This window comes from Kitasatospora sp. NPDC093558 (genome assembly GCF_040683475.1).
Classification (GTDB): Bacteria; Actinomycetota; Actinomycetes; order Streptomycetales; family Streptomycetaceae; genus Kitasatospora.
Map to the genome: position 1 here is coordinate 1 of NZ_JBFBDY010000184.1, position 12,040 is coordinate 12,040.

Annotated in this window: 14 protein-coding genes; 8 read left to right on the top strand and 6 right to left on the bottom strand. The window is 72.7% G+C overall.

Annotated elements, in window-relative coordinates:
- The coding region (locus AB0O00_RS18820; protein ID WP_363653133.1) for an ROK family protein at positions 1-563 on the bottom strand (563 nt) is incomplete at its 3' end.
- The gene (locus AB0O00_RS18825) at positions 560-1,432 is read right to left on the bottom strand and encodes a sugar isomerase (RefSeq protein WP_363653135.1); all 873 of its coding nucleotides are present in this window, start codon (positions 1,430-1,432) and stop codon (positions 560-562) included. The genes AB0O00_RS18825 and AB0O00_RS18820, both read right to left, overlap by 4 nt.
- Before the next feature lie 344 nt (positions 1,433-1,776).
- Between AB0O00_RS18825 and AB0O00_RS18830 the strand changes: the two genes are divergently transcribed.
- From AB0O00_RS18830 to AB0O00_RS18840, 3 genes are read left to right on the top strand one after another with little or no spacing between them, the layout of a single operon-like run.
- Complete coding sequence (locus AB0O00_RS18830) at positions 1,777-3,036, top strand: extracellular solute-binding protein (RefSeq protein WP_363653137.1); 1,260 nt, start codon at positions 1,777-1,779, stop codon at positions 3,034-3,036.
- A gap of 17 nt (positions 3,037-3,053) precedes the next feature.
- Positions 3,054-3,962, top strand: coding sequence for a sugar ABC transporter permease (locus AB0O00_RS18835; protein ID WP_363653159.1), 909 nt, complete (start codon positions 3,054-3,056; stop codon positions 3,960-3,962).
- Positions 3,959-4,789, top strand: coding sequence for a carbohydrate ABC transporter permease (locus AB0O00_RS18840; RefSeq protein WP_363653139.1), 831 nt, complete (start codon positions 3,959-3,961; stop codon positions 4,787-4,789). The genes AB0O00_RS18835 and AB0O00_RS18840 overlap by 4 nt, the downstream gene beginning before the upstream one ends.
- 34 nt (positions 4,790-4,823) lie before the next feature.
- On the opposite strand, the gene AB0O00_RS18845 is transcribed toward AB0O00_RS18840, so the two are convergent.
- The 3 genes from AB0O00_RS18845 to AB0O00_RS18855 all read right to left on the bottom strand — a co-directional run bounded on the left by AB0O00_RS18845 (position 4,824) and on the right by AB0O00_RS18855 (position 7,987).
- Positions 4,824-5,582, bottom strand: a complete 759-nt coding sequence (locus AB0O00_RS18845) for a DeoR/GlpR family DNA-binding transcription regulator (protein ID WP_363653141.1) — start codon at positions 5,580-5,582, stop codon at positions 4,824-4,826.
- 224 nt (positions 5,583-5,806) lie between these two features.
- On the bottom strand, positions 5,807-6,583 hold the full coding sequence (locus AB0O00_RS18850; RefSeq protein ID WP_363653143.1) for a maleylpyruvate isomerase family mycothiol-dependent enzyme: 777 nt from the start codon (positions 6,581-6,583) through the stop codon (positions 5,807-5,809).
- A 39-nt stretch (positions 6,584-6,622) separates the two neighbouring features.
- Positions 6,623-7,987, bottom strand: a complete 1,365-nt coding sequence (locus AB0O00_RS18855; RefSeq protein ID WP_363653145.1) for an aldehyde dehydrogenase family protein — start codon at positions 7,985-7,987, stop codon at positions 6,623-6,625.
- Positions 7,988-8,177: 190 nt separating this feature from the next.
- Between AB0O00_RS18855 and AB0O00_RS18860 the strand changes: the two genes are divergently transcribed.
- From AB0O00_RS18860 to AB0O00_RS18870, 3 genes are all read left to right on the top strand, one after another.
- Entirely contained in the window at positions 8,178-8,834 is a 657-nt protein-coding gene (locus tag AB0O00_RS18860) for a TetR/AcrR family transcriptional regulator (protein WP_363653147.1), read from the top strand.
- 116 nt (positions 8,835-8,950) lie between these two features.
- Positions 8,951-9,154 carry a DUF1918 domain-containing protein gene (locus tag AB0O00_RS18865; protein ID WP_363653149.1) on the top strand — a complete coding sequence of 68 codons (204 nt, stop codon included), beginning with the start codon at positions 8,951-8,953 and terminating at the stop codon, positions 9,152-9,154.
- A 50-nt stretch (positions 9,155-9,204) separates the two neighbouring features.
- On the top strand, positions 9,205-9,870 hold the full coding sequence (locus AB0O00_RS18870) for a DedA family protein (protein WP_363653151.1): 666 nt from the start codon (positions 9,205-9,207) through the stop codon (positions 9,868-9,870).
- Here AB0O00_RS18870 and AB0O00_RS18875 read toward each other — a convergent pair.
- Positions 9,867-10,607: a PIG-L deacetylase family protein gene (locus AB0O00_RS18875; RefSeq protein ID WP_363653153.1), complete on the bottom strand. Its 741-nt coding sequence runs from the start codon at positions 10,605-10,607 to the stop codon at positions 9,867-9,869. The genes AB0O00_RS18870 and AB0O00_RS18875 overlap by 4 nt on opposite strands.
- 169 nt (positions 10,608-10,776) lie before the next feature.
- Between AB0O00_RS18875 and AB0O00_RS18880 the strand changes: the two genes are divergently transcribed.
- Both AB0O00_RS18880 and AB0O00_RS18885 read left to right on the top strand, forming a co-directional pair.
- Positions 10,777-11,811 (top strand): NADP-dependent oxidoreductase, encoded by a 1,035-nt coding sequence (locus AB0O00_RS18880; protein ID WP_363653155.1) that lies wholly within the window; start codon positions 10,777-10,779, stop codon positions 11,809-11,811.
- 23 nt (positions 11,812-11,834) lie between these two features.
- On the top strand, positions 11,835-12,040 hold a 206-nt coding region (locus AB0O00_RS18885), incomplete at its 3' end, for a MerR family transcriptional regulator (RefSeq protein WP_363653157.1).

Here is a 12,040-nt window from a genome sequence, read left to right on the forward strand (position 1 = left end):
GCGATGGCGGCGGCGGAGGCGACCGTCTCCAGGCAGCCGCGGGCGCCGCAGCCGCAGGGTTCTCCGGCGGCGAGTTCGACGGGCAGGTGGCCGAGTTCGCCGGCCTTCGCGTGGCTGCCGGTCAGGGGGCGGCCGTCGAGGACGAGGGCCGCGGCCACGCCCGTGCCGACCGGGACGAACAGGAAGTTGGCGCTGCCCCGGCCCGCCCCGAGCCGGGCCTCGGCGAGGCCGCCGGCCCGGACGTCGTGGGTGAGGGCGACGGGGATGCCGAGTTCCTCGGCGAGCCGGTCGCGGACGGGCAGGCGGTGCCAGCCGAGGTTCGCGGCGAGCACCGCGCGGCCGGCCGCCTCGTCGACGACGCCGGGGATCGCGAGTCCGGCCGCCACCGGACGGTAGTGGTCGGCGAGTTCGCGGGCCGTGGCAAGCACCGTCGTCAGTACCGCCTCCGGGCCGTGCTCGGCCCCGGTGGGGCGGCGGGTGACGGCTCGCAGGCGGCCGTCCGGGCCGGCCGCGCCGCCCTTGATCCAGGTGCCGCCGACGTCGAGGGCGATGACCGTGTTCACGGCCGGGTGAGGACGATCGACCGGGTGAGGTGGCGCGGCTTGTCGGGATCGAGGCCGCGGGCCTTGGCGAGTTCGACGGCGAGCCGCTGGGCGCGGATCAGGTCGGCGAGCGGGTCCAGGCCGGTGACGGAGGTGGCGGCGCCGATCGCGCGGACCTGGTCGAGCAGGCCGGTCGGCGGCTCGCCGAAGAACCAGACGACGGTGTCGGGCGCGGTGACGCTGATCGGGCCGTGCCGGTACTCCATCGCGGGGTAGGACTCCGCCCACGACCCGGAGGCCTCGCGCAGTTTCAGCGCCGCCTCGTGCGCGAGCCCGGAGGTCCAGCCGGTGCCGAGGAAGGTGAACTGCCGTGCCCCGAGGGCGCCTTCGGGCAGCTCGGCGGCCAGTGCGCGCTCGGCCTGGGCGGGCAGGTCGGCCGGTGCGTGGCCGAGCCGGGCGCGCAGGAGGGCGATGGTGGTGGTGGCGAAGCGCGTCTGGACGACGGACTCCTCGTCGGCGAAGGCCAGGTCGACGACGGTGTCGGCGAGGGCGCTGATCGGCGTCGTGGGGTCGCCGGTGATCGCGGTGCGGGGCGTCCGGTCGGCGCGGGAGAGCGCGGTCAGCACCTCGGTCGTCGTCCCGGAGCGGCTGAGGGCGAGGAGCCTGTCGTAGCGGCGGTCGGCCGGGAACTCGGAGGCCGGGAACGCGTCCGTCTCGCCGTGTCCGGCGGCCTCGCGCAGCGACGCGTACGCCTGGGCGACGTAGAAAGAGGTGCCGCAGCCGATCACGGCCACCCGCTCGCCCGGTTCGGGCAGTCCGGCCGGTTCCAGCTCCAACGCCCGCCGCCAGCAGTCCGGTTGAGCGGCGATCTCACGTTCGACATGACTCACAAGGGCCTCCCCGCCTACGGCGCCAACAGCTCCCGCAACTCTGCTACGTATGCTCAAATCTGTTGCGCTTCATGCTCAACAGAGCAAGATTGAGCAACCGGCGGCGAGGTTACACGCAGTTCCACTCACACGGAAGACCGCCTTCGGATCGCAGCCCGTACGGCACAGGTACGGCACACGCGCGGCAAAACGTACGGCAACACTTCGATAACGCGCCCGCCATGGCCGTCGCCAAGGGGGCACACTCTGGGCACGCTGCTGATCGAAAATGATCGACGATCCGCGCGATCGCACAACTTCACGCAGTTCACGCAGTACGGTCGACTCGCAAAGGCGGTCCAGGAATGAAGCGGCCTCTCCTCGCCCTCTCAGCGGCCACCCTGGCCGGCACGCTCGCCCTGTCGGCGTGCAGCAAGGGCTCCGGCTCCGGCGGCACCTCCGCCGACGGCGTCACCACGATCCGGTTCGTCGCCGCCGACTACGGCTCCAACGGGCAGAACCCGAGCCAGGCGTACTGGCAGGGCGTCATATCCGCCTTCGAGCAGCAGAACCCGAAGGTCAAGGTGGACCTCCAGGTCATCAACTGGAACGACCTCGACACCCAGGTCAAGACCATGGTCCAGAACGGCAACCAGCCCGACCTCCTGCAGACCGGCGGCTACGCCGACTACGCGAAGAACGGCATGCTCTACCCGGCGGGCGACGTCCTCTCCCCCGCCACCGCCGACGACTTCGTCCCCGCCCTCGCGAAGGCCGGCGTCCAGGACGGCACCCAGTACGGCATCCCGTTCGTCTCCAGCGCCCGGATGTTCCTGATCAACAACGCGCTCTTCCGCAAGGCCGGCCTCGACCCGGCCAACCCGCCGAAGACCTGGGACGACGTCACCGCCGCCGCGACCGCCCTGAAGCGGGCCGGCGTCGAGGTGCCGCTCGGCGTGCCGCTCGGCAAGGAGGAGGCGCAGGGCGAGTCGTTCATCTGGATGCTCGGCAACCACGGCGGCTACCAGGACGCGAGCGGCAAGTACGCCATCAACTCCCCCGCCAACGTCGCCACCTTCACCCAGCTGAAGTCCTGGGTCGACGCGGGCCTGACCGAGCAGAGCCCGGCCGCCGTCAACCGCACCGACCTCACCAAGGACTTCACCTCGGGCAAGGTCGGCATGCTCAACGGCATCCCGACCCTCCTGGGCGACGTCAAGACCATGGACGTCAGCTGGACCGCGATGCCCGGCAAAGACGCCGTCAGCCCGTCCACGCTCGGCGTCGCCGACTGGGTGATGGCCTTCAAGAAGGGCGGCCACAAGGACCAGATCAAGGCGTTCCTCGACTTCGCCTACGCCAAGGACAGCACGGTGAAGTTCGCCAAGGAGTACAGCCTGCTGCCGGTCACGAAGTCCGCGCTCACCGTCCTGCAGGCCGACCCCGACGAGAAGGCGCTCGCGCCGTTCCTGCGCATCCTGCCGACCGCCACCTTCTACCCGCTCAGCGACCCTACCTGGCCCGGCGTCTCGGCCCAGGTCAAGACGCAGATCGGGACGGCCGTGAGCGACCCGAAGAAGGCGCTGGACGCCCTCCAGCAGGCCGCCGTCCAGGCCGGCCAGTGACCGTGCCCCGCGCTCCGATCCCCCGCCCACGCCGGAACCAACGGCATCGCCAAGACCCGCTGCGCCGCCTCGGCCCGGTGCCGTGGCTGGCGCCCGCCGTCCTGCTGATCCTCGCCGTCGTCGTCTGGCCGGTGGTGGAGATGGTCCGCACGTCGCTGCGGCGCATCGACACCACCGGCACCGACCACGGCGCGGCCGGCCTGGCCAAGTACCGCAAGCTGTTCGCCGATCCGCGGCTGCCCGAGGTGCTCGGCTGGACGGTGGTGTGGACGGTCGCCGTCGTCGGCCTGACGATGCTGCTCTCCCTCGCCCTGGCCCAGCTGTTCGACCAGGAGTTCCCCGGCCGGCGGATCACCAGGTGGGCGCTGATCGCGCCGTGGGCGGCGTCCGTGCTGATGACCGCGATCGGCTTCCGGTGGATGCTCGACCAGGTCGCCGGGGTGCTCAACCGGCTCCTGGTCGACCTCGGCCTGATCGACCGCCCGCAGGCCTGGCTCGGCGACGCGGCGCACGCGAAGCCGTGGCTCGTCGCCGTCGCGGTGTTCGTCTCCCTGCCGTTCACCACCTACACCCTGCTGGCGGGCCTGCAGACCGTGCCCGCCGAGGTGTACGAGGCGGCGCGCGTCGACGGCGCGTCCCGCTGGCAGACCTACCGGCGGGTGACGCTGCCGCTGCTGCGCCCGGCGTTCCTGGTCGCCCTGGTGGTGAACCTGATCAACGTCTTCAACTCCTTCCCCGTCATCTGGGGCATGACCCAGGGCGGGCCCAACGCCGACACGGCCACCACCACCGTGTTCATGTACATGCTGCGCGGCTACGACGTCGCGGAGTCGGCGGCCATGTCGGTGGTCAACTTCGCCGTCGTGATCGTCATGGTGCTGCTCTTCCTCAGGGTCAGCCGCTGGAACGAGGAGGAGAGCCAGTGAAACGTTCCGGCGCCCGCACCACCAGGACCGCCCTGCTGGCCGCCACCGCCTGGGCGCTGGCGGCGCTCTTCCTGCTGCCCTACCTGGAGATGCTCGTCACCGCCGGCCGCCCGTCCGGCGAGCTGCGCGACAACGGCTACCTGCCGGGCCACTTCGACTGGTCGTCGTTCACCGCCGTCTGGCGCGACACGACGCTCGGCCAGAACCTCCAGGTGACCCTGGTGGTCGCGGCCGGCTCGACACTGCTGGTGCTGCTGGTCGCGCTGCCCGCCGCGTACTACACGGCCCGGGTACGCTTCCGGGGGCGCAAGGCGTTCCTGCTGCTGGTCCTCGTCACGCAGATGTTCCAGCCGACGGCCCTCCAGGTGGGCCTCTACCGGGAGTTCTACACACTGGACCTGCTGGACACGATCCTCGTCCTGGTGCTCGCCAACGCCGCGTTCAACCTGGCGTTCGCGATCTGGATCCTGAGCGCCTACATCGCCGCGATCCCGGTGGAGCTGGAGGAGGCGGCCCGGATCGACGGCACCGGCCGGCTCGGCGCGCTGTGGCGCGTGACGCTGCCGCTGGCGCTGCCCGGGGTGGTGACGGCGGTGATCTTCACGTTCATCGCGGCCTGGAACGAGTTCATCATGGGCCTGACCCTGACGACCTCCCCGGACCGGCAGCCGCTGACCGTCGGGATCAACAACATGATCGGCGCCTACAGCGTGCAGTGGAACCAGGTGTTCGCCGCGTCGCTCGTGGCGATCGTGCCGGTCGTCGTCCTCTTCGCGGTGATCGAACGGCACGTCGTCTCGGGCCTGACCGCCGGTTCCGTCAAGTAGCCGATGCAGGACGGGCGTTCACACCCGAAGACCGTCACACTCGCAAGACGTGCACCCCGCAGTCCGTGATGGCCTTCTCCTGGGCGTCCGTCATGCCGGTGTCCGTCACGATGTCGTGCACCTCGGCGAGCGGGCAGATCGACGCGAAGGTGACCCGGCCGACCTTGGTGCTGTCCGCCAGGACCACCGACCGCGCGCTGCTGCGCAGGAACGCGCGGTCGGTCTGGGCCTCCATCTCGTCGTGCGTCGTGCAGCCCTCGTGCGGGGTGAGGCCGTCGACGCCGACGAACGAGACGTCGAAGTGGTACTGGGAGAGCATCCGTTCGGCCGCCGGGCCGATCAGCTCGTAGCTCGCCGAGCGGGCGATGCCGCCGATCACCACCAGCCGGATCTCGGGGCGGACGATGAGCTCGGCCGCTACGTTGACGGCGTTGGTCACGACGGTGACGCCGCCGCGCTCGGCCAGCACCCGGGCCAGCTCGCTCGTCGTCGTGCCGCCGGTGAGGCCCACGACCGCACCCTCGGGCACGAGTTCGGCCGCCGCGCGGGCGATCCGGCGCTTCTCCTCCTGCTGCTTCTCGCTGCGGTGCCGCAGCGGCAGTTCGAGGTTGACCGCCCCGGTGACGGCACCACCGCGGGTGCGGTGCAGCAGCCCTTGGTCGTGCAGTTCCTGGAGGTCCCGGCGCACCGTGGCCCCCGACACCCCGAGCAGCTCGGCGAGCGCGTGCACATCCGCGCTCCCGGCCTCCGAGATGTGGGACAGGATCCGTGCGGCGCGATCAGCTTTGAGCATGACCGGAGTGTAGCCCCGGGGCACGACACCTGCGCAGCCCTGGGTGATTCCCGAACGACCCACCGCCCGGGCCGAGATCACGACCTGCGCGAAGCTGCGCAATTTGCCATGAACCAATCAACAATGAACAGGTCGGACGGGACGCCGGTACGACACGGCCGCCCCGGGCCGGGAGTGGCCCGGGGCGGCCGACAGTACCCCGACAGCAGCGGTGAATCCGCCGGTCAGAACGCCGAGTTGGCGAACCAGAGGGCCGGCAGGGCCTCGTCGCCCTCGACGGTGACGGCCGCCGAGGTGTGGTCGATGCGGCCGTACAGGAGCAGGAGCAGATCGGCGGCGCTCGCGGAGATCGTCGCGTCGGCCGGGGTGGCCTCGCCGGCGGGGGTGGCCTCGCCGGCGGGGGCGAGGCCGAAGCCGTCGGGGCGCAGCCGGACGAGCCAGGTGCCGTCGCCGTCGGTGCGGGTGAAGCGGATGCTGCGGTCCTCGGCGCGGAGCTTGGCGGTGCCCGGGGCGAAGAACGACGCGTACGGCAGGTTGGTGAGGAACTCGTCGACGCCGTCGGCAGCGAGGTCCGGCGCGATGTCGGCCTTGCCGCCGAGGGCGAGTTCGGCGTCGACGCGGTGGACGAGGGTCTCGAACAGCATCCGGCGCACCCAGAAGCGGGCGTGCTGGTCGGCGCCCCAGGCCCACATCGGGGCGTCGAGGTCGGTGGCGGCGAAGGTCTCGCCGGCCTCGGCCACCGCCTCCGCCAGCCAGTCCGGGTACGCCTCGACCTGCTCGGGGAGCTTGAGGTCGACGTCCCGGCTGGTGGGCGGCTGCTGGATGCCCTGGCGCAGCAGGACAGTGAACCAGCGCTGGACGCTGCCCGCGTGGCGGACGAGGTCGGCGAGGGTCCAGCCGGGGGTGGTGGGCACCGGGGTGGCCGGGTCGGCGGCCCGCACGGCGCCGACGAAGCGGGCGGTCTCGGCGGCTACGGCGGCGCTGTGGTCGAGCGGGGTCATTAGGGGAGTTCTCCAGAGGGACGGCAGAAGGAACGGGGCTCAGACGAGGGGCTTGTCGACGACGGCCTTGAGGTGGCTGAACGTGTCGATCGAGTACTCGCCGTGGTAGCGGCCCATGCCGCTCCCGCCGACGCCGCCGAACGGCAGCTCGGGCATCGCCAGGTGCAGGACGGGCAGGCCGAAGTTGAGCGCGCCCGACGACGTCTCCTCGGCCAGGCGGCGCTTGGTCTCGGCCGACTCGGTGAAGGCGTACAGGGCGAGCGGCTTGTCGCGCTCGTTGATGAAGGCGATCGCCGCGTCCAGGTCGGGGACGGTGAGGACGGGCAGGATCGGGCCGAAGATCTCGTCCTGCATCACCGCGGCGGTGGGCTCGACGTCGGCGAGGACGGTCGGGGCGAGGTAGCGGGCCGCGCGGTCGTGGGTGCCGCCGGTGACGGTCCGGCCGTCGCCGAGCAGGGCGGTGAGCCGGTCGAAGTGGCGCTCGCTGACGATGCGTCCGTAGTGCTCGGCGGTGGCCGGGTCGTCGCCGTACAACTCGTGGACGGCGGCGGCGAGTTCCTTCTCCAGTTCGGCGGCGGTGTCGCCGATGGCCAGCACGTAGTCCGGGGCGACGCAGGTCTGGCCGGCGTTGAGGAACTTGCCGCGGGCGATCCGGCGGGCGGTGACGGCGAGGTCGGCGCCGGGCTCGACCACGACCGGGCTCTTGCCGCCGAGTTCGAGCGTGACCGGGGTCAGGTGGCGGGCCGCGGCGGCCATGACGATCCGGCCGACCGTGCCGTTGCCGGTGTAGAAGATGTGGTCGAAGCGCTGCTCCAGCAGGGCGGTGGTCTCCGGGACGCCGCCCTCGACGACGGCCACGGTCTCGCCGAGGTAGCGCGGCAGCAGCTCGGCGATCGCCGCGGACGTGGCGGGGGTGAGCTCGCTGGGCTTGACGACGGCGGTGTTCCCGGCGGCCAGGGCGCCGACCAGCGGCGAAAGGGCCAGCTGGAGCGGGTAGTTCCACGGCGCGATGACGAGCACGACGCCCAGCGGGTCGCGGACGACGGTGGCCTCGGCGGGCCGGAACGGCTCGGGGACGGCGGCCGGCCGCGGGCGCAGCCACTCGGCCAGGTGCGCGACGGTGTGGTCGAGTTCGTTGAGCGTGAAGCCGATCTCGCTGCGGTAGGACTCGGCGGCGCTCTTGCCGAGGTCGGCGCGGAGGGCCTCCTGGAACACCTCGGCCTGTTCGGTGAGCAGGGCGCGCAGCGCGGCGAGGCGGTCGAGGCGGTCGGCGAGCGGCCGGGTGCGGCCGGTGGCGAACGCGGCCCGCAGCCGGGCGACGGCGGCGGGGATGTCCTCGGCGGGGGCGGAGGCGGGGGTGCCTTCGGCGGGGGCGGTGGCGGAGGAGTCGGACAGTGCGGTCATGGGAGTCTCGCGGTCCTTCGGGATGGCTTGCGCGCATCGATGTTTCATCACTTGAAGCAATACCGACGCTAGACGTGAAAGGTTGAGTTTGTCAATCATTTCCCGGGGGTGGTGTCGGGGGCGGTGCCCGGGGAGCCGCCGGTCCCCCACTGATTCGCCCCCACCAGGCCGGATGCGGCACAGTGACCCCATGAGCGCGAACACGAGGAGTCACCTACCCCCCGGACGGCGCAAGCCCGTCCAGCAGCGCAGCCAGGAGCGGTACGGCCGCATCCTGGACGCCTGCGCCGGGCTGCTCGACGAGGTAGGCCCCACCGCGCTCACGACCAAGGAGGTCGCCGCCCGCGCCCAGGTGCCGATCGGCACCCTGTACCAGTTCTTCGCCGGCAAGGAGGACCTGCTCGCCGCGCTCGCGAGCCGCAACCTCGACCACTACCTCCAGCGGCTGGACGACCGGCTCGCGCAGGCCGCCCCGGTCGGCCCGGCCCGGTTCACCGACCTGGCGGTGGAGGAGTTCGTCGCGATGAAGCGCTCCGTGCCCGGCTTCGGGCAGCTCGACTTCGGGCTCGCAGGCGCCGCCGTCCCGCCCGGCGTCCGCAACGGGCAGCACCTGCTCGACACGGACGTGGACAACAACACCGCCGTCGCGCTGCGCCTCCAGGCCCTCGGCGGCGAACTCTTCGCGGCGACCGACCCCGCCGCCCTCACGCTCGCCCTGCGGGTCGCCCTGGAGGCGGCCGACGCGGTCCTCAAGCTCGCCTTCCGCGGCGACCCGGACGGCGACCCGGCGCTGATCACCGAATGCAAGCGGTTGGTGCGCAGTTACCTTGCGGAGCAGCTCGCGTAACCGCGTTCCGAACCTCCCGTCCCGTGCGCCCGAGGCGTTGCGGCGCCGCTCCCCGCGCAGCACAGTGGAAACAGACCGGCCGCCGACGCGGCCACCAGGACCCGAGGAGCAGACCCATGCACGCAGCGGTAGGTGACCAGCTCCACATCCACAGCAGGTCGGTGGGAATGACGGACCAGAAGGGCATCATCACCGAGGTGCGCGGCCTCAACGGCGAACCGCCGTACGTCGTCCGCTTCGACGACGGCCACGAAGGCCTGATCTACCCCGGCCCCGACTGCAACATCGAACCCGCGCAGTCCCTCCGGGCGGACCGCTGACCAACGCGCCCGCCGCCCCGTCCCCGACCCGGGCGAGGTGGTGAGGAGCGGTGTCCGCCCCCGCGACCCCGCTGCCCGGGGCACTCGCCGGGCTCGCGCCACTGCTGGACCACTACGGGTACCTGGCGGTGGCGCTGCTCGTGCTGCTCGACAACTGCGGCATCCCGGTGCCCGGGCAGACCATCCTGATCCTCGCCAGCGTCTACGCCGGCAGCGGGCACCTCGACTTCGCCGCGGTCCTGGTGATCGCCTTCGCCGCGGCCACGCTCGGCAACTCCCTCGGCTACCTGATCGGCAGCACCGGCGGGCGCGCGTTCGTCCACCGCTGGGGCCGCTACGTGCTGCTCACCCCGGCCCGGATGGAACGCGCCGACGGCTTCTTCGCCAAGCACGGCGGGAAGGTCGTCGCGGTGGCCCGGTTCGTGGACGGGCTGCGCCAGACCAACGGCATCATCGCCGGCACCACCGAGATGCCGTGGCGGCGGTTCGCCGTCTTCAACGTCATCGGCGCGGCGCTGTGGACGGGCGCGTGGGGCACCTTCGGGTACGTCGCCGGCGCCAACATCGGCGCGGTGTACCGGACGGCGATCCGCTACCAGCTCTGGTTCGCGATCGGCCTCGGGATCCTCGTCGCCGCGCTCCTGGTCCGCCAGGTGGTGCGCTACCGGCGCCGGCGCCGCGAGGACGACGCCGGCGACGACGCAAACGACGGCTAACGCAGGGGGAACACCTCGAACGGCACGGCGAAGCGCACTCCGAGCCGGGTGCCCGCGCCACGGCCGAAGCCCTCCAGGAACTCGCGCGGGTCCGCCATCCAGCCGCCCAGGCCCGCCAGGTACGCCTTGTGCTCCTCCAGCGAGGCGACGCCCAGGTCGAAGGTGTCCGTGGTGTCCACCGCGTGCCGGGCGTCCGGTGAGGAGGCCGCCCAGACCTGCCGGACGCCGTTCCACGGCTCGTACCCCTCCGCCACCAGCTCGCGGAACACCCACCGGTTGCCCGCGTCCCGGACGGCGTCCAGGGTGGCCCGGCCGACCGCGATGTGGTCCGCCTGGTTCGGCATCGTCCCGCCGTACGTCTCACGGAAGTTGCTCGTGATGACGATGTCCGGCCGGTGCCGGCGCACCGCGCGGGCGATGTCGCGGCGCAGCGCCAGCCCGTACTCCAGCATGCCGTCCGGGTGGCCGAGGAACTCGACGGTGTCGACGCCGACCACGGCCGCCGAGGCGATCTGCTCGGCCTCGCGCAGCGGCCCGCACTCCTCGGGCGCCATCGAGTCGATCCCGGCCTCGCCGCTCGTGACCATCACGTAGACGACCTTCTTGCCCTGCCCGGTCCAGCGGGCGACGGCGGCGGCCCCGCCGTACTCCATGTCGTCGGGGTGCGCGACGACGGCGAGCGCCGTCCCCCAGTCCTCGTCGACGGGCTCGAACGGCTCGGGTGCCTGCTCGGTCATGGCGGTACTGCCTCTCGGTGCGGCTGCGCTTCGAACTGTCGTTCCGAGGGTGAGCCTAGAAGACGGCCCGTCAGAGCGCCCGCGGGACTTGCCCCTGACCCGCGCGTCAGGGTTTAGCGTCCCGGCACCGCGGCGGAGCCCCTGCCGCGTCCACCCGAGGAGGCCCACCATGCCGCTGCCCGCCACCCCGCCGCCCGCCACCACCCGCGTCGTCCGGCTCGCCGCCGACCCCGCCGGGCTGCCCGAGCCCGGGGACTTCGCCGTCGCCGAGGAGCCGCTGCCGGCACCCGGACCGGGCGAGGTGCTCGTCCGCAACCGGGCCTTCCAGGTCTTCCCCGGCCTGCTCACCCTGATCAACCGCGAGGCCACCGGCACGCCGCTGCCCCCGATCCGGCCCGGGGACGCGCTGTTCGGGCCGGCACTCGGCGAGGTGCTGGCCGCGCCCGCGGACGGCCCGCTGCGCCCGGGTGACCTGGTCACGCACGTGCACGGCTGGCGGGAGCACGCGGTCGCGGACGCCGCCGGGTTCACGGCCGTCGAGGCCGGCTGGCCGGACCCGCTCGCCCTGCTCTCCCCCGGCAGCGCGGCCTACGGCGGGCTGACCCGCACGGCCGGGGTGCGGGACGGCGACGTGGTGCTGGTGACCGGCGCGGCGGGGGCGGTCGGCAGCCTGGCCGGCCAAGTGGCCCGGCTGCTCGGCGCGGCCCGGGTGATCGGTACCACCGGCTCGCCCGCCAAGGCCGCCCGGCTCACCGCCGAATTCGGCTACGACGCCGTGCTGATGCGCGGCAGGCGACCGTTCGTGGAGCAGCTCGCCGAGGCCGCGCCGGACGGGATCGACGTCCTGCTGGACACGGTCGGCGGCGAGCAGCTGACCGCCGCCGTGGCCGCGGCCCGGCCGGGCGCACGGTTCGCCCTGGTCGGAGCACTGTCGGGGCAGCTCGCGCCGGACGGACAGGGCGGCACCGCACCCGCGGTCCTGGACGTCCGCCCGCTGATCGTCAAGGGCGTGACGCTGCGCGGATTCCGGGGCACCGACCAGCCCGGACTGGACGCCGAGTGGCGCGAGCGCTTCGGCGCCTGGCTGCGCGCGGGCCTCATCACCGCCCCCCGCACCCGCGTCGCGGGCATCGATCGGGCGCCGCAGGCGTTGCGTCGGTTGATCGACGGCGAGGCCTTCGGGGCCCTGATCGTCGAGCTCTAGACGGGGACGGCGGGAGGACGAGGATGCGGATCGGCGACGCCGCGGCAGCGGCGGGCACCACACCCAGGGCACTGCGCTTCTACGAACAGCGAGGCCTGCTCCGCCCGCCGCCGCGCTCGCCCTCGGGCCAGCGCGAGTACGGCCGGGCCGAGATCGTACGGATCCGGGCCATCCGGGAGCTGCTGGCCTTCGGCCTGACCGTCGAGGACGTCGCCGAGCGCGCGCACCG

Bases quoted from the DNA above. Each gene is read 5' to 3' on its own strand.
- AB0O00_RS18830 (WP_363653137.1), top strand. From the start codon at position 1,777: ATGAAGCGGCCTCTCCTCGCCCTCTCAGCGGCCACCCTGGCCGGCACG.
- AB0O00_RS18845 (WP_363653141.1), bottom strand. From the start codon at position 5,582: ATGCTCAAAGCTGATCGCGCCGCACGGATCCTGTCCCACATCTCGGAG.
- AB0O00_RS18850 (WP_363653143.1), bottom strand. From the start codon at position 6,583: ATGACCCCGCTCGACCACAGCGCCGCCGTAGCCGCCGAGACCGCCCGC.
- AB0O00_RS18855 (WP_363653145.1), bottom strand. From the start codon at position 7,987: ATGACCGCACTGTCCGACTCCTCCGCCACCGCCCCCGCCGAAGGCACC.
- AB0O00_RS18860 (WP_363653147.1), top strand. From the start codon at position 8,178: ATGAGCGCGAACACGAGGAGTCACCTACCCCCCGGACGGCGCAAGCCC.
- AB0O00_RS18865 (WP_363653149.1), top strand. From the start codon at position 8,951: ATGCACGCAGCGGTAGGTGACCAGCTCCACATCCACAGCAGGTCGGTG.
- AB0O00_RS18875 (WP_363653153.1), bottom strand. From the start codon at position 10,607: ATGACCGAGCAGGCACCCGAGCCGTTCGAGCCCGTCGACGAGGACTGG.
- AB0O00_RS18880 (WP_363653155.1), top strand. From the start codon at position 10,777: ATGCCGCTGCCCGCCACCCCGCCGCCCGCCACCACCCGCGTCGTCCGG.